This is a genomic window from Aquimarina gracilis (assembly GCF_035285365.1).
In the GTDB taxonomy this organism is placed as follows: Bacteria; Bacteroidota; Bacteroidia; order Flavobacteriales; family Flavobacteriaceae; genus Aquimarina; species Aquimarina gracilis.
The window spans coordinates 374,173-389,624 of record NZ_JAYKLX010000003.1; the positions used below are offsets into that span (position 1 = coordinate 374,173).

General features: G+C 32.1%; 18 protein-coding genes. 8 read left to right on the forward strand and 10 right to left on the reverse strand.

Annotated features, from left to right (window positions below; all coding sequences use genetic code 11):
• Positions 1 to 4: 4 nt before the first annotated feature.
• The 7 genes from U6A24_RS07680 to U6A24_RS07710 form a co-directional block, all read right to left on the reverse strand.
• The gene (locus U6A24_RS07680; protein WP_324179360.1) at positions 5 to 784 is read right to left on the reverse strand and encodes an RMD1 family protein; all 780 of its coding nucleotides are present in this window, start codon (positions 782 to 784) and stop codon (positions 5 to 7) included.
• Positions 785 to 788: 4 nt separating this feature from the next.
• Positions 789 to 1,205, reverse strand: a complete 417-nt coding sequence (locus U6A24_RS07685) for a VOC family protein (protein WP_324179361.1) — start codon at positions 1,203 to 1,205, stop codon at positions 789 to 791.
• Between the two features lie 11 nt (positions 1,206 to 1,216).
• Positions 1,217 to 1,522 (reverse strand): hypothetical protein, encoded by a 306-nt coding sequence (locus tag U6A24_RS07690; RefSeq protein WP_324179362.1) that lies wholly within the window; start codon positions 1,520 to 1,522, stop codon positions 1,217 to 1,219.
• Position 1,523: 1 nt separating this feature from the next.
• Positions 1,524 to 2,498, reverse strand: a complete 975-nt coding sequence (locus U6A24_RS07695; RefSeq protein WP_324179363.1) for a deoxyhypusine synthase family protein — start codon at positions 2,496 to 2,498, stop codon at positions 1,524 to 1,526.
• Complete coding sequence (speB, locus tag U6A24_RS07700; RefSeq protein ID WP_324179364.1) at positions 2,488 to 3,432, reverse strand: agmatinase; 945 nt, start codon at positions 3,430 to 3,432, stop codon at positions 2,488 to 2,490. Before speB ends, U6A24_RS07695 begins: the two co-directional genes overlap by 11 nt.
• Before the next feature lie 23 nt (positions 3,433 to 3,455).
• Positions 3,456 to 4,913: an arginine decarboxylase gene (locus U6A24_RS07705; protein ID WP_324179365.1), complete on the reverse strand. Its 1,458-nt coding sequence runs from the start codon at positions 4,911 to 4,913 to the stop codon at positions 3,456 to 3,458.
• A gap of 556 nt (positions 4,914 to 5,469) precedes the next feature.
• Complete coding sequence (locus U6A24_RS07710; protein ID WP_324179366.1) at positions 5,470 to 6,633, reverse strand: cation:proton antiporter; 1,164 nt, start codon at positions 6,631 to 6,633, stop codon at positions 5,470 to 5,472.
• Between the two features lie 633 nt (positions 6,634 to 7,266).
• On the opposite strand from U6A24_RS07710, the gene U6A24_RS07715 reads away from it, so the two are divergent.
• Entirely contained in the window at positions 7,267 to 8,106 is an 840-nt protein-coding gene (locus U6A24_RS07715) for a universal stress protein (protein WP_324179367.1), read from the forward strand.
• A gap of 2 nt (positions 8,107 to 8,108) precedes the next feature.
• The gene (locus U6A24_RS07720) at positions 8,109 to 8,696 is read left to right on the forward strand and encodes a mechanosensitive ion channel family protein (protein ID WP_324179368.1); all 588 of its coding nucleotides are present in this window, start codon (positions 8,109 to 8,111) and stop codon (positions 8,694 to 8,696) included.
• A 148-nt stretch (positions 8,697 to 8,844) separates the two neighbouring features.
• Here the strand turns inward: U6A24_RS07720 and U6A24_RS07725 are convergent, their stop codons facing one another.
• Positions 8,845 to 9,471, reverse strand: a complete 627-nt coding sequence (locus tag U6A24_RS07725) for an RNA polymerase sigma factor (RefSeq protein ID WP_324179369.1) — start codon at positions 9,469 to 9,471, stop codon at positions 8,845 to 8,847.
• A gap of 93 nt (positions 9,472 to 9,564) precedes the next feature.
• On the opposite strand from U6A24_RS07725, the gene U6A24_RS07730 reads away from it, so the two are divergent.
• On the forward strand, positions 9,565 to 9,990 hold the full coding sequence (locus tag U6A24_RS07730; RefSeq protein WP_324179370.1) for a TerB family tellurite resistance protein: 426 nt from the start codon (positions 9,565 to 9,567) through the stop codon (positions 9,988 to 9,990).
• Between the two features lie 276 nt (positions 9,991 to 10,266).
• Here the strand turns inward: U6A24_RS07730 and U6A24_RS07735 are convergent, their stop codons facing one another.
• Complete coding sequence (locus U6A24_RS07735; protein WP_324179371.1) at positions 10,267 to 10,431, reverse strand: hypothetical protein; 165 nt, start codon at positions 10,429 to 10,431, stop codon at positions 10,267 to 10,269.
• A 995-nt stretch (positions 10,432 to 11,426) separates the two neighbouring features.
• Here U6A24_RS07735 and U6A24_RS07740 point away from each other — a divergent pair.
• From U6A24_RS07740 to U6A24_RS07755, 4 genes are all read left to right on the forward strand, one after another.
• The gene (locus U6A24_RS07740) at positions 11,427 to 11,621 is read left to right on the forward strand and encodes a cold-shock protein (RefSeq protein ID WP_324179372.1); all 195 of its coding nucleotides are present in this window, start codon (positions 11,427 to 11,429) and stop codon (positions 11,619 to 11,621) included.
• A 366-nt stretch (positions 11,622 to 11,987) separates the two neighbouring features.
• Positions 11,988 to 13,067, forward strand: a complete 1,080-nt coding sequence (locus tag U6A24_RS07745; RefSeq protein ID WP_324179373.1) for a bestrophin family protein — start codon at positions 11,988 to 11,990, stop codon at positions 13,065 to 13,067.
• A gap of 132 nt (positions 13,068 to 13,199) precedes the next feature.
• Positions 13,200 to 13,544 carry a hypothetical protein gene (locus tag U6A24_RS07750; protein ID WP_324179374.1) on the forward strand — a complete coding sequence of 115 codons (345 nt, stop codon included), beginning with the start codon at positions 13,200 to 13,202 and terminating at the stop codon, positions 13,542 to 13,544.
• Between the two features lie 85 nt (positions 13,545 to 13,629).
• Positions 13,630 to 14,169 (forward strand): helix-turn-helix domain-containing protein, encoded by a 540-nt coding sequence (locus tag U6A24_RS07755; protein ID WP_324179543.1) that lies wholly within the window; start codon positions 13,630 to 13,632, stop codon positions 14,167 to 14,169.
• Here U6A24_RS07755 and U6A24_RS07760 read toward each other — a convergent pair.
• Positions 14,164 to 14,370, reverse strand: coding sequence for a hypothetical protein (locus U6A24_RS07760; RefSeq protein ID WP_324179375.1), 207 nt, complete (start codon positions 14,368 to 14,370; stop codon positions 14,164 to 14,166). The genes U6A24_RS07755 and U6A24_RS07760 overlap by 6 nt on opposite strands.
• Before the next feature lie 200 nt (positions 14,371 to 14,570).
• Here U6A24_RS07760 and U6A24_RS07765 point away from each other — a divergent pair, with 200 nt between their 5' ends.
• A complete protein-coding gene (locus U6A24_RS07765; RefSeq protein WP_324179376.1) occupies positions 14,571 to 15,422 on the forward strand; it encodes a prohibitin family protein in 852 nt (283 codons plus the stop codon).
• Positions 15,423 to 15,452 lie beyond the last annotated feature (30 nt).

A 15,452-nucleotide genomic window follows, 5' to 3' on the forward strand; every position in this document is an offset into this window, starting at 1 on the left:
TTTACTATGTTAATTTTTGAATAAAAAGATCTACCACTTCTACAAGGATCAGGATAATAATGATCCATTCGAGTGTGCTACTTTGTCTATGGAACATGATATCCTTAAAAAGCTCTAGATTTTCTTTAATAATTTCTATTTGATCATGTATACTTCGATAGCGATCCTTTAAATCGAATGCTCTTTTCAAATCCTGATCTAATTTGTTCAGCCTTTCATCATCCCAAGTCACATCAGGCGAATCAAAAATGTATAAGTTCTCTGAGATTCTGTTTTTGATATTTAATACCCGACCGATATATTTTTTGAGTTTTTTACCGCTAATGTCTAACCTTCCTTTTTCTTCTAGATAGGAGGTATGCGATTTGGTGTCTTCCAAAATCTGTTCTGAAATGTTTGCATACTTATCTAGTGCAACAGATTGAGAAACATTAAGCATTATCAATCGCAAAGACTCTACGTCAAACTCTTTTAATGATACTTTTCCAAAGGACACCTTATTTACATTTCCACCGATCATAATCTCAATGTATTCTGAGACTTCTTCTGGAATAGGATTCTTGCCATATTGCAAAATTTCTGCACAAACCTCCTTGATATCTTCCCTGCTTAGATTATAAAAACTGATTACTCCATATTTGAAAATATAGATGTATTGTCCCTGATACAGCTCGTAAAACAGTTCATCAGTATCAGAGAATAACAGTTTTGCCTTAAAATTGTTTTTACAGTTGCGTATAGAAATTACATCGGCAATTTGTACCGCATATGCTTTTGTCTTCATTTAATTAAACGGTGAATATCTCTCCGTGATCTTTAAAACTTTTAAACTCTACCATATACCCATTAGGGTCTTTTACAAAGAAGGAAAGATGTTCTCCAACTTTGTTTTGAAAAAAGGTTACTTCTGTAGTAACTTCAAGATCCATAGCAAACAAGCGAGAATATAATTTTCCCCAGGTTTCTACATCAATAATTACCCCAAAGTGAAAGGACGGTAATATTTGATCACCTAAGCGATAATTCTTGAAATCGAAATTAAAATCTCCTGCTTTGGTAAATGTAATTTGATTTCCATACAGATTGATGTCCGCCCAGTTATCAGTATCTCTTCCTAATTTTGCACCCAATTTATAGGTGTAAAAGTCTTTAGTTTTTTCCAGGTCTTCGCAGGGAAGTGCTAGATGAAATTCAGCCTTTTTCATTGTCTTTTGGTTTAATCGTCATCAATATTAGATTCCTCAGGTATATCCTGTTCCTTTTCATCATCATTGTTGTTAGTATCCTCATGATCTTCCATCGCAGTCACCAAACGTTTACTAACTTTTACCAGGTATAGTGTGTCTTCAGTTTTTACTTCTACACATTCTACTATTTCGTTTTGGGCGTTTCTAAAAGTGATGATATCTTCTTCATCATATCCATCGGGATATTTGTCCACTAATAGGTCTAGAATGTTATTGTTTAGCTTCTTGTAATCGACAATTACTTTTTTTAAATGTGCGTTTCGTTGTGTTTTCATTTTACATATCTAATAGGTAGCCAAATATTAAAGGAGCTACAATGGTTGCATCACTTTCTATTACAAATTTTGGAGTATCAATATCCAGTTTACCCCAAGTAATCTTTTCATTAGGTACTGCACCAGAATAAGACCCATAACTTGTGGTTGAGTCACTTATTTGGCAGAAATAATTCCAAAACGGAGTATCAGTTCGTTTCATATCCTGATACAACATTGGTACTACACAAATAGGAAAATCACCTGCGATACCACCTCCAATCTGAAAGAATCCTATACCATTTTCCGAATTATCAGTGTACCAATCAGCAAGAAATGTCATATACTCAATACCCGATTTCATTGTACTGGCTTTCAGTTCACCTTTCATTACATAGCTGGCAAAAATGTTCCCCATTGTACTATCTTCCCATCCGGGTACGACCATAGGCAAATTAGCTTTAGCTGCAGCATACATCCAAGAATCCTTAATATCAATTTCATAGTATTGTTCAAGTACTCCCGAAAGCAATAACTTATACATAAATTCGTGTGGAAAAAAGCGCTCTCCGGCTTCTTCAGCATCTTTCCAAATTTTGAAAATATGTTTTTGTAACCTTCTAAAAGCTTCTTCTTCTGGAATACAGGTGTCAGTTACTCGGTTTAATCCTTTTTCTAATAATTCCCATTCCTGTTGTGGAGTCAAATCCCTATAATTGGGTACTCTTTCATAATGACTATGAGCAACCAGGTTCATAATATCTTCTTCGAGGTTTGCACCTGTACACGAAATAATATGTACTTTATTCTGACGAATCATTTCGGCAAAGATTTTTCCAAGCTCTGCAGTACTCATAGCACCAGCAAGAGAAACCAACATTTTTCCGCCATTTGCTAATTGTGACTCATATCCTTTTACTGCATCTACCAGAGTAGCCGCATTAAAATGAAGAAAATATTTTTCAATGAATTTTGAGATTTCGCCTTTATCTTTCATCGTATTCTTCGTAATTTGACTTAAATTTTTTTAAAGTTTCATTTTCACTGATGTCATCTTCATCATCCAGCGTTTCTTCACTATCTTCAAACTTATAGCTCAACATTTTGTAGTATAGTTTAGCAGCTGCAAAATCGGATGCTTTACTAGTTGTGTTAGGACATAGTTCAACAATGTCAAATCCCACAACATTTTTCTCGGCAAATACTTTTCTTAAGAATTCTAGCGTTTCATACCATAATAGTCCACCGGGTTCCGGAGTTCCGGTTGCTGGTAATATCGATGGATCAAAAGCATCCAAATCAAAGGTGATATATACATTGTCGGTCATTAGATCGATCACATTGTCCACCCAATAATCATCATTTGCCATTTCGTGCGCAAAGAATACCTGATCATCATTCATTACTAAGTTTTCTGAAGCATCCATACTTCGAATACCTACTTGAATCAAATACGTACTTTCATTAGCTTCATACATTGCACAAGCGTGGTTATACTTTGAACCATTATATTCTTTTCTAAGATCTGCGTGTGCATCGATCTGCAAGACAGTAAGATTATTAAAACACTCATCAAAGGCTCTAATCGATCCAATAGAGATAGAATGTTCACCGCCAAATAAGGTTACAAACTTGTTTCTCTTAATATGATTTTTGGCAGTGTTGTACACTTCTTCTACCATAGCTTCCGGAGTATCATTAACTGTGATAGGGGTTGTTAAATGTATTCCTCTTGTGTATACTTCGCTATCAGTTTCAATATCATATAGTTCCATATTTTCTGAAGCGTGTAAAAATGCTTCAGGGCCTTTGTCTGCTCCTTTACCCCAGGTACTGGTACCATCATAAGGAACCGGGATTAATACTACTTGTGATTTGTCATAGCCTGCATATTTTTCTGGAATACCGGCGTATGTGTTACTAGTTTTCATTTTGAAAATAATTAAAAGTGGTTTTAAAAATCGGTTATTAATTCTTGTTCTTGACTTTCAAGAGGTTTATGGATTTTTTGATCTTGTTTTTGATAACCAAGAATGGATAACAACTGTTCAGAAGTTTGTTGTTCTGCAAAAACAGAAGTACTCAAATTACCCTCTTCATCCTGGTCAATAATAATATGTTTAGGTTGTGGGATTAGGCAATGCTGTAAGCCACCATATCCTCCGATGGTTTCCTGATAAGCCCCCGTGTTAAAAAATCCTATATAGAGTGGTTTTTCTTTTTTATACTTAGGTAGATAAATGGCATTCATATGCTGCTCAGAGTTATAATAGTCATCACTATCACATGTAAGACCACCCAATAATACGCGCTCATACTCATCATTCCATCTATTTACTGCCAACATTATAAACCGTTTATTAATAGCCCAGGTATCAGGTAAGGTAGTTATGAATGATGAATTGATCATATTCCATTTTTCACGGTCATTTTGCTGTTTTTGATACAATACCTCATAGATAGCTCCACCACTTTCACCCACAGTAAAGCTTCCAAATTCTGTGAATATATTAGGAACATCAACTCTAGCTTCTTCGCAAGCAATCTGGATCTGGTTAACAATCTCATTAATCATATACTCATAGTCATAATTAAATGCTAATGAGTTTTTGATTGGGAAACCGCCTCCAATGTTCAGGCTGTCCAATGATGGACATATTTTTTTGAGATTGATATATACTTTAAGGCATTTTAGCAATTCATTCCAATAATAGGCAGTATCACGAATTCCTGTGTTAATAAAGAAGTGTAACATCTTTAATTCTACCTTGGGGTTTACTTTAATTTGATCGTTGTAAAATGGAACGATATTGCGATATCCTATTCCCAGACGAGAAGTGTAAAACTCAAACTTTGGTTCTTCTTCAGAAGCAATACGAATCCCTACTTGAAATTTACCTTCAATAGTATCGCTCAACAGTGACAATTCTTCATAATTATCAATAATAGGGATACAATTTTGATGCCCATTATTGATTAATCTCGCAATGTTTTGAATGTACTGATCTCTTTTAAAGCCGTTACAGATCACATAGGTGTCATCATTGATTTTACCTTGAGCTTTTAGATTTTCAACAATATCAATATCAAAAGCAGAAGAAGTTTCTATATGAATATCATTTTTTAATGCTTCATTTAATACGTGTTGAAAGTGAGAACTTTTAGTACAATAGCAATAGTTATAATTACCTGCATAATTATTGGTTTTGATAGCTTTATCAAACCATCCTTTTGCTCTATTAATGTTTTCAGATATTTTGGGTAGATATGTAAATTTTAAAGGTGCTCCATATTGCGCAATCAATGCCATTAGGTTGATGCCATGAAATTGTAACTGGTTATTTTCCAGGTTAAATTCTTCCTGAGGAAAATAAAAGGTTTGATCGATAAGATCGATATATTTGGTTTTCATCTATTTGATTTTGTATTGCAAAAGAAACTCATCAATAGAAGCACATAGACATATACAGAGCCTGAACATCCTATGGATTATTCCATATTGCGAGATTGGGAAAAAAATATAAATTGGTATGGCAAATGACTATAAGTCATTCATATCAATCTATTCTCATATACGAATAATAGAAATAGTATGAGGAACGAAGGAGATTCGTTCTAAAAACTGAAGTGCAATTGTATACTTTTTAGAAGTCAGCCTGAGAATTCGGTTCCCTATCCCTAGGGCAGCTTTTGGAGTAGACCTCATTATCCTCCTAAGCCCGAATCTGAAAAAAGATTTCATTTTATTTAGGCAATGCGTTCTATTTATGAACTTATTCTTAAAGCAAACATAACAAAAAAATGAATTAAACAACTTTTTTTTGTTAATTTTTAAATGTTAAAAAAATCAAGTCTTTAAAGCTATACTGTAAGACACCAAATTTTACAGTACGTCACATTAATTCAATAATTTTTATTTTCACTAAATGAAGTCATTTAGCCTTAAGAAATCTTCAATTTGAACTTTGCTATTTTTTGATAATTTTTTCTGTAACCCCTATCCAAAAAGGACTAACTACCAGGGTCAACGAAATCAAACTGATTGTAAAGTTATATCCAAAATTTTCGATAATTCCCAGGCTAAAAGCAGTAGAACTTAATAGGAAGCTTAATTCACCTATTTGAGCTAGTAATGCACCTCCTAAAATGGCTTCTTTCCAGTTACACGAAAATACTCGAAGAATGAGGGAGTTTAATAAATGGTTAGTAATATAAACCACAAAAATCGTAATAGAAATTGTTAGTAAATTTTGATAGATAAATGTCAGATCAATTTGTAAACCTACACTAATAAAAAAGAAGGAGACGAACAATATCCTAAAAGAATGCAAAGTATCGTGAATCCAATGTGTTGCCCGAGCAGCATTAATGATCATGCCTCCAACAAAAGCTCCTAAAGCAGCAGATATTCCAAAAAAAGATGTGGCTAAAGCACATCCGAAACATAAAAATATAGCCATAAATACCTGTAGCTCATGATCGCGGTATATTTTTTTAGAAAAGGGTAACACAATAGTTCCTTTTATATAGATGTATACTAGAATAATTACAATTAAAATCGCTCCAACGATCATTAGTACAATATTTTCTGTTGACTCTGATTTTCCTCCTAATTGAGAAATAATGATTAAAAGTGGTACTAAGGCAACATCTTGAGCCAACAAAATACTTAGGACGTTCTTGCCAACTTTAGTATCTATAAGATTCTTATCTTGTAAAAGTTTAATGACCACAGCTGAGCTACTCAAGGCAATCACAAAACCAATAACCACAGAACGCGCAAAATTCCAATCATAATAATACCCTATACCTAATACCAAAACAACACTAATGGTAATTTGAGAAAGCGTTCCTATAACTGCAAGTTTCCATCGTTTTAAGAAATCAATAAGGTTAATTTCCATACCAATAAAAAACAACAATAGAATAACGCCTAACTCTCCCAAGAGATGAATTGAAGCTGCATCCTTTATGGCGTTTAAACCATGTTCACCAAGAATTACGCCAACTAAAATATATCCTATTATGTAAGTTTGCTTAAATTTTCTAAGGATCATACTAACGGCAATTACAAATACAGCAAGTACAGCTACAAGTGTTATAATAGGATCTAATGAGGAAATTGACAGCATCAAAAAATGGTTTGTTTTAAGACCATTAAATGTAGCTTTTTTTGAATAACAATTATGAAATTCAGAAATAAAAAAACCAAACTTTTTGATAGCTCGGCATAAGTGTTTTTTTAAAAGTTTTTGATCAACCAAATGACGAGATAACAGACAAACAATAAGATAATGATAGACCAAATTATATCAGAATACTTTTTTAATTTACGCATGATGTTAAGATAAAATAAATCAGTACTATATATAATTTTATCAAAAAGATCGAATTGTTTTTTTACCTCATTAATCGGAGTTACATCTGAGTGTGGTTTAAAGGAGTTCGTACTTTTTCCTTTCACGCCTTTTACATCATCTTTTATTTTTTTCATAAGCATTTGGGGTTATTAATGGCTTCAACTTCTTTCAACTTTTATTATTTGACACATTAATATTTCTTAGGTCACATTTTTGAATAAAAATCTACATAAATCTTTGAAATTCATTGCGCTATAAGCTTATTCTTTACGCAAGAATACTTTTTCAGGTTTGCTTATAAAGGTGACCTTACACGTTTCTTTGTGTCATAAGGATTATATATTTGTTATTGATATTTCAAGAATTGAATTTTGTATCTTTAATAGGCTTAATTAATGTTTGAAAATGAAAAGAATATTAGTTCCAATTGACTTCTCGGATAATGCTTTAAACGCATTAGAATATGCCCGTGTACTTTTCAATAATGAAGAATGTACTTTTTTCTTGTTGAATGTTTATGTTAGTAATCGTTCGGTAATGTTAAGCGAAGAATATAATGATGCTATTTTAGGCGAAATGTCGGATGAATCTGAACATGAATTAGAGGCTCTTTTGAAGAAACTTATCAAGAATAATGACCATTCTAATCATGAATTTAAGGCTATTTCTGTCCCTGACACCCTTTTGAAAGCAATTAACAGTGTTTCCGCTTCAAAAGAAATAGATTATATCGTTATGGGAACTAAAGGCGCCAAAGGGGCCAAAGAAATTTTTTTGGGGAGCAATACAGTAAAAGTAATTAATGGAATAAATAGATGTCCGGTAATCGTGGTACCTCAAAGCTATGTTCCTAAAACACCTTCAATAGTTGCATTTTCGACTAATTTTAAGAGAACTTTCCATCAAAACGAATTAGCGCCTTTAATTGAAATCACTGCATCAAAGGGAGCCAAAATTAATATTGCCAGAATAATGGCAGAAGAGTATCTTACAGATAAGCAAAATGCTAACAAGGAAATTTTAAAGAGTTTGTTTCAAAATCTTGATCATATCTTTTGTAAGATCGATGTTGAAAATTCAGAAACCGAAGCTTTAAGAGATTTTGCCATGCAAACCGAAAGTGATTTGATTGCATTAGTCCATCATAAACAAAATTTCTTTCAAAAATTGATGGAGGAAGATGTTGTAGATAAAATTAGTTTTAATAGTCCAGTACCTCTTCTGATTCTTCCAGAATTAAAGTAATTTTGAAGAAAAACTTTTTACAACCATTTTTTATGTTGGCATATCAATCAGAAATTCTCTACACATTGGTATTATTAGGCATTATGGTAATAGTGCTATTGTTAACCAAAAGAGCTATTCGCAGATTTAGTTTTATAAAATCTATAGAGGTAAACCGTAGAAAAATAATTCTCAACTTAATTTATCTATTAGCTTACATCATTATGATATCTATACTTGCAATTATTTGGGGTGTAGATCATAAACAATTCGCAGTTTTTATTTCTTCGGTACTTGCAGTTTTGGGTGTTGGCTTTTTTGCACAATGGTCTATTTTATCCAATCTTACAGCCAGTGTTATCTTATTTTTTAGTCATCCGGTCCGTATTGGGCAAAGAATACGTATTCTGGAAAAAGATTTTAACTTAACAGGAAGAGTAAAAGATATTACTGGATTCTATTTTTTCATGATTACCGATAATGGTCAGGACATTACGTTACCCAATTCTTATGTACTTCAAAAAGGAATTCAAATTTTAAAAGAAGACGAAGAGCCTGGAGATTTAAGTTTCATAACTCCTGACACTAATGAACAGGAAACATCAGCCTAGGAGAATGTGAAATTGGAATCTAAAACGTCAGGTATTTTATCTTCCCTTTTACCTTTTTAAATGGGTAGGAGAGAGGGATTCATTTGTTAAGGACGATAAAAATATTTGCTATAAGAAAATTAGAATATGATTTTAGATAGAGTAAATTCTAAGTTAATTTGTCATGTGCTTTAACGGCCTTTATCCGAGCACGTTTCAACCTCATTTTTAAAGCACTTTCATTAATATTAAACAAGTTTTGAAGTTCTTTTACGGGTATATTATCGTGATATTTAAGCATAAGAAGTGCTTTATCTTCTGGTGCAATCATTTCCAAAGCTTTTTCCAGTTTAGATAATTTGATTTCAAAAAAATCTTCATCTAACTCTAATTCTTCAGATGCTATTTGATAATCCTTGTTTTTTAATTTTTCTGAGAAGGTGGTTAGTTTTTTATTTTTATCTCTGTTCAAAAAATTTATACAGAAATTATAGGTAAAAGCATATAGCCAAGTAGAAAATTTTGCTCTGCCTTGAAATCCCTCAAGTTTTGTATATAATTTCATAAAAATATCCTGAGAAAGATCTTCCGCCTCATCTTCATTCTTTAAAAAGTCATAGCATTTACTATAGACTTTTTTACTAAACCTTTCATATAAAACTCCGAATAGGAGTTGATTTTTTGATTCTTTAATTCTTGCAATCAATTCTTCATCAGTTAAGCCTTTAGCTTCTTTCAGTACAATACTTGATTTTTTCTCCTCCGGTATTGAAAATAGGTCTTCAAAAGAATCCATAATAGATATTATTAACGATAAACTAAATATAATTAAAAATGTGACCCCGAACATGATTTTGTGTCTAAAAAGTATACTTAAAATATATTAGTTATGTCAATCTCAGAAATTTATGAATCAGGTATTCAAAAAAGTAATTTGGCTCACTTTGCGAGCATCGCGAACATGGCATTTATAGATGGAGAACTCAATAATGAAGAAAAGGAACTACTTTCTAAATTTGCGGATAAACTTGATATTAATGAAGAACAATATTCTGAAGTAATTAAAAATCCAAAACAATATACTCTAGTAGCAGTAAGTTCGAAAGAGGAACGGTTACAACATCTGTTTGATCTTTTTAAAATGATTTTTGCCGACGATTTTGTGGATCAACAAGAAATGAAACTCATTCATCGGTATGCAATTGGATTAGGATGTTCTGAGGAAAGAGCCTTGGAATTGATTCAAAAATCAATAAGAATTTTTCAGGGAAAATTTGATTTTGAGGAGTATCGGTATTTAATAGAGAAAGATTAATACTTCTAGTATATGACTGAGGAAGAACATCAACAAAATGTGGTACATTTTGTTAGTTTATAGAACTTAGCTTTTGCAGATGGAAAATCAGATCGAGAAGAATATCTACTTTTAGCCTCTATGATACATTTAGAAATATGGTAAAAGTCATCGTAAAATTAAATAATTCAGGTGGGGGGTTCTGGTGGGGTTTTTTTTACTGTTTTTTCACGTTTTTACAATTTTTAAAAATGTAAATAATTGATAATCAGCACTTTGCTTTGAAGATATTCGCCCTCATAACCCGAAGGTCGCAGGTTCGAGTCCTGCTCCCGCTACTAGTAACCATCTCATATCGAGATGGTTATTTTTGTTTTTAGCCTCTTTTCCTAGTTGTGAAACACTGTTTTTTAACAATAGAGCATGGTTTATGTCACTTTTTAGATCTAAAATTGATCTCATCTTAAATTAAGGTACTACAGGATTTAAGTTATTGTTTATCAATTTGTTTTGTTGTTCTGTTTCTTGATTTGTTATTAATATTTTTGTTTTTGAACTTTACATATGTAATATATTTTACTATTCTTATTTTTGGAATTCTTCTTCTGCAGATAAACTTAGATTGTTTTTTTGACCTTTATATGAAGTAAGGTTTTGAGTTTAAATGATCAAACTATATTACTAAATTTGACAAGCCGACGGATGTGTCCGGAAGCATTTATCTTGTCTTACAATATAATAACCCTCTTTTTAAGAATCAATATTTAACATATGATTTGAAGATAATACCTAAATTAAAGGTATCTTTGCAATGATAAAATTCGTAAAGCTTCAATTAAATCTTGTTTTTTCAAATTCAATATTCTTTTCTTGCTCTCTTTTTTTCTCGGCAATAGTGCAAAAAACAATTTTAAGTTAAATATTAAGTATAACAACATCGGTTCGAGTATTGTTTTCAATGTAGAACAAGTCTTTACAATTGGATCTTCCTGTTTGTTTCTCCATCTATTACATTTATACGTGGTTTCCGAATTATAAGAGGACCGGCTTAAAACAAAAAGTTGATAGTATCAAAAATCTAAAATTTTCAAAAATAACAAACTCTGAGTTTTCAAAAACATTGAGAAACAGGGTGAACAATTATTTCAAAACAAATAGAATCGACAAGCATGCAAATAACAGCATGACCTTTAAAACTATCGTAATGCTTACGGTGTTTTTTTGCGTATTAATATTGGTATTGTTGCCAATACAGCTAATGAATATGGAATAAATACTCTATCATACAAAAAGAACATTTTTTTCAGCATTATAGACCATATTAGAATTTTGTGAAAGTTGGAAAAATGCAAATTATGCCTATAGAATAAGGATAGAATTTTAAGACAATAAATTAAAGAACAATGAATATTATAAAACAAACATTAAATAGAATAATAAATAATAAATACAAAGTAATGAAAGAAGGAACAGTAAAATTTTTCAATAGTGCCAAAGGATTTGGCTTTATTAAACTCAAAGATTCCGACGAGGATATTTTTGTACACCAAAGCGGTATTATAGACGAAATTCGTGAGAACGATAACGTAAAATTTACGATGGAAAGAGGTGAAAAGGGAATGAACGCAGTCAATGTTGAATTGATTAAATAACAAGTCCTGTAGCTCTAAAAATGTTGAAAAGCCATCTGTTGAAGATGGTTTTTTATGTCTGACCTCCAGACTGGTATGGATGGAAGTGCCCGAAATTGAAAAAAGGGTTAGTTAATATTGAAATAACAAACTAAAGTCAGATAAGATGAAATATGACCATAGAAGTTTCTATCACGGCAGCAAAATTCAGTATGAAGTCCTATCGAGTGGTGTAAAAAGAACACGACATGCTTTCTAAATTGACGACCATTAATTGAGCATTTTAAACGAGTTTGATGCATGGTAGAATCGTAGTGCCAAATCATACACGTACTTTACTTATGTGGTCAAAGTTCACATTCGCTTAGCTGTAAATAAAAATAGAGTATGTATATAAAACCTGTTTACTCCTTAAAAATAGTACTCCTATGGACGAGAAAATATATTTATTTTTTTTTCTTAATGTCCATTGTACCGGTGATACTGTATGATGTTGTTGGGTTAAAATGGTTATATCTGCCTTGGCTTCCCATTGGACTTATAGGCACATCTCTCGCATTCATAACCGGATTTAAAAACAATGCTTCTTACGAAAGACTTTGGGAAGCCCGAAAGATATATGGAGGTATTGTAAATACTTCAAGATTATTAGCAACTATGGTCAATGACTTCATTACCAATGAATTTGTCAGAGTAGAGAGAACCGATAAAGAATTTTTTAATATAAAGAAGGTTATTATCATGCGCCATATAGCTTGGATGACTTCTCTTAGGTATGCTCTTAGAATCAAAAAGCCTTGGGAAACCCTTGTAGGTAGTAAGTCAGGTAAAGAGCACATGAAAACGATAGAAGTAAAAGAACACGAGCTGACGCTACAAGAAGAACTTCATGGATATTTAAATGAAGATGAAAAAGAATTTGTGTTGAGCATGACAAATAAACAAGTAGCCTGCCTCAATATGCAATCTAAGCATTTTAAAGAATTAAAATTAGAAGGATTGATTGATGACTTCCGACACATGGAGTTCAACAATATCATTGGTGAACTATTTACCTTACAAGGCAAGGTCGAAAGAATTAAAAACTTTCCATATCCAAGGCAATTTGCGACGCTAAACTTGTTTTTTATATGGATTTTCATGATTCTCCTACCGTTTGGAATGATGCATGAATTTCATGAAATTGGCCTCAATTTAGGCAATCATGAAAATAGATGTTTTATGAATCGCCTCATTGTTGAAAATTTTGTTTGGATGACCGTTCCGATCAGTGTCGTTATATCATGGGTGTTCATGCTTATGGAAAAGGTAGGCGATGTGTCGGAAAACCCTTTTGAAGGAACCAGAAATGACGTCCCGATTACTACAATTTCAAGGGGAATAGAAATTGATATCCGAGAAATAATTGGGGATGATAAAAATGTAATACCAAAACCCCATCCAAATTATGGTGATACTGAAATGTAAAGAGGATATTAACAGTCAACCAGGTGTATAACTAACCGCTTTTGATCAACAACGCCCTGGGCATATAAAATTAAGGTATTGTTCTATCCCATAAAACGAACAGTTAAACTACCTTTTAAAGACATTAAGATAATGATACGTACAATGCTATTCTTTATATCTCTTATCTCATTGGCCATATTCCCTTCCCAAGGAACAAGCCAAATAAAAAAAATAGAAGGGGTCTTTCTTGGGCGTGTTGAGAATGGTTATTCGTTTTGTTGTAAAACCGTATCTGGATTTGATGAGATATTGGTTTTTAATGAAGTGCTGTCTGTTATACTTGAGAAATATCCATTACATACGGATAAACATATTGGAGAAAATTTTATCATCTCGTTTACTAAGGATATAATTATTGAGAAAAAAAAGAGTAGAGAAGTGTTAACCATATTGCGCTTACAAAAGCTTGTACCGGGACAACATCTTCGAGAATGATATAAAACCCTAATTCCTAACGTATAAATAAATACCTTACATATAAACGTTTATAAATATGAGTACAAAACTATTCATAAAATACATGGTTAGTTTACGATGCAAACTGATGGTCAAAGAAGAGTTAAAAAAACTTGGATTGCATTATGTTGTTTTAGAATTGGGAGTTGTTGAACTCTTGGAAGATATAACCAAAGACCAACGCCTCGAACTGAAGAAAAATCTAAGTAAATCTGGCTTAGAATTGATGGAAAGTAAAAAGAGTATTCTAATTGAAAAAATCAGAAATGTTATTATCGAAATGATTCATTACACAGATGAATTGCCCAAAGTCAATTATTCCGATTATATAAGTGAAAAAGTTGGTTATAATTATACATATTTAGCAAATATATTTTCAGAAGTGAAAGGAATTACCATTCAACAATTCATTATTATCCATAAAATTGAAAGAGTTAAAGAATTGCTTATTTATGATGAACTAAATCTTACCGAGATCTCTTATAAACTACACTATAGCAGTACGGCACACTTATCTAATCAATTTAAAAAAATCACAGGTTTAACGCCTACTTTTTATAAAAAACTGAAAGAAAAACGTAAACAAAATCTGGAAGATTTATAACCAATTATATCCTGTTAACCAGATCTTAAGCATATAAACCAATCTTTTATACAAACTTACAGGATACCACTTTTTCAATTTTGCATCATTTAGATAAACAGATATATTGTTTTGATACTTACATATCACAAAATCCCCTGCATTAAGCTCAATGATAGCTGTTTTACCAGTCACATTTCTTATCCTAATAGGTAAACCCATAGATAAAATTATTTTTTTATTCATAACCATAAAGGTGATCTATTTTTGCTAGAAATATGCATGTTGAAAGTTATTTTTATACTAAATAATCTTTTGCTGTATTGATATTTGAGAATGTGCGATATATGTAATATGTACTTAGTGTAGTATAACACAAAGTATATTCAATTATCCCATTTTTGTAGTAAAATAAAAGCAAAATGGATGATCAAGATATAAACAACATAACAGAGACATTGAAAAATAGTAAATGGAGGAGATTGCTCATTGTAGTAGTAATACTCATTGTATTGATAGTATTTAAACCGTGGGCTCAGGTGGGGGCAGGTGAAAGAGGAATTGTTCAGAATTTTGGTGCAGTTCAAGATGTAGTACTAGGAGAAGGGATTCATTTTAAAATACCTATAGCACAAACAGTTACTTTGATAGATGTAAAGATCCAAAAAGCGATGACTGATGCTGCTTCTTCTTCCTCTGATCTTCAAGATGTAGATTTATCAGTGGCCTTGAATTATCATATTATACCAGAGAAAGCAAATTTAGTTTACCAAACCATTGGAGTAGAATTTAAAGAGCGTATTATTGATCCAGCCATTCAAGAGGTAATGAAAGCTGTTTCAGCAAGATATACTGCAGAAGAATTAATTACCAAAAGACCGGCGGTCAGTACCGAAATGCAACAGGCGCTCACATCAAGATTGCTTGCGTCAAATATATCGGTTGATGCTTTCTCTATTATCTCTTTCAGCTTTTCTCAAACTTTTACTGATGCTATTGAAGCTAAACAAACTGCAGAACAAAATGCATTAAAGGCAAAGCGAGATTTGGATCGCATAAAAGTAGAAGCAGAACAAACAATCACCGCTGCGAAAGCAGAAGCAGAGGCATTGCGTTTACAAAAAATGAATATTTCACCCGACCTAATCGAACTGAGAAAAATAGAAGCAAACCTTAAAGCCATAGAAAAATGGAATGGAATCTTACCAAAGGTAACAGGTGCTGGCGCTATACCTTTCATCGGAGTAAGTGATGTAGCGAAAAAGTTAAAATAATTATATGATGATATAGAGCCTTTGATATTA

What these genes read in the sequence shown, in the direction of transcription:
- U6A24_RS07705 (WP_324179365.1), bottom strand. Translation starts at nt 4,913, where the DNA reads ATGAAAACCAAATATATCGATCTTATCGATCAAACCTTTTATTTTCCT.
- U6A24_RS07685 (WP_324179361.1), bottom strand. Translation starts at nt 1,205, where the DNA reads ATGAAAAAGGCTGAATTTCATCTAGCACTTCCCTGCGAAGACCTGGAA.
- speB (WP_324179364.1), bottom strand. Translation starts at nt 3,432, where the DNA reads ATGAAAACTAGTAACACATACGCCGGTATTCCAGAAAAATATGCAGGC.
- U6A24_RS07695 (WP_324179363.1), bottom strand. Translation starts at nt 2,498, where the DNA reads ATGAAAGATAAAGGCGAAATCTCAAAATTCATTGAAAAATATTTTCTT.
- U6A24_RS07710 (WP_324179366.1), bottom strand. Translation starts at nt 6,633, where the DNA reads ATGCTGTCAATTTCCTCATTAGATCCTATTATAACACTTGTAGCTGTA.
- U6A24_RS07745 (WP_324179373.1), top strand. Translation starts at nt 11,988, where the DNA reads ATGTATATAAAACCTGTTTACTCCTTAAAAATAGTACTCCTATGGACG.
- U6A24_RS07690 (WP_324179362.1), bottom strand. Translation starts at nt 1,522, where the DNA reads ATGAAAACACAACGAAACGCACATTTAAAAAAAGTAATTGTCGATTAC.
- U6A24_RS07680 (WP_324179360.1), bottom strand. Translation starts at nt 784, where the DNA reads ATGAAGACAAAAGCATATGCGGTACAAATTGCCGATGTAATTTCTATA.
- U6A24_RS07750 (WP_324179374.1), top strand. Translation starts at nt 13,200, where the DNA reads ATGATACGTACAATGCTATTCTTTATATCTCTTATCTCATTGGCCATA.
- U6A24_RS07765 (WP_324179376.1), top strand. Translation starts at nt 14,571, where the DNA reads ATGGATGATCAAGATATAAACAACATAACAGAGACATTGAAAAATAGT.
- U6A24_RS07735 (WP_324179371.1), bottom strand. Translation starts at nt 10,431, where the DNA reads ATGAGATCAATTTTAGATCTAAAAAGTGACATAAACCATGCTCTATTG.
- U6A24_RS07740 (WP_324179372.1), top strand. Translation starts at nt 11,427, where the DNA reads ATGAAAGAAGGAACAGTAAAATTTTTCAATAGTGCCAAAGGATTTGGC.
- U6A24_RS07725 (WP_324179369.1), bottom strand. Translation starts at nt 9,471, where the DNA reads ATGGATTCTTTTGAAGACCTATTTTCAATACCGGAGGAGAAAAAATCA.
- U6A24_RS07715 (WP_324179367.1), top strand. Translation starts at nt 7,267, where the DNA reads ATGAAAAGAATATTAGTTCCAATTGACTTCTCGGATAATGCTTTAAAC.
- U6A24_RS07730 (WP_324179370.1), top strand. Translation starts at nt 9,565, where the DNA reads ATGTCAATCTCAGAAATTTATGAATCAGGTATTCAAAAAAGTAATTTG.
- U6A24_RS07755 (WP_324179543.1), top strand. Translation starts at nt 13,630, where the DNA reads ATGGTTAGTTTACGATGCAAACTGATGGTCAAAGAAGAGTTAAAAAAA.
- U6A24_RS07760 (WP_324179375.1), bottom strand. Translation starts at nt 14,370, where the DNA reads ATGGGTTTACCTATTAGGATAAGAAATGTGACTGGTAAAACAGCTATC.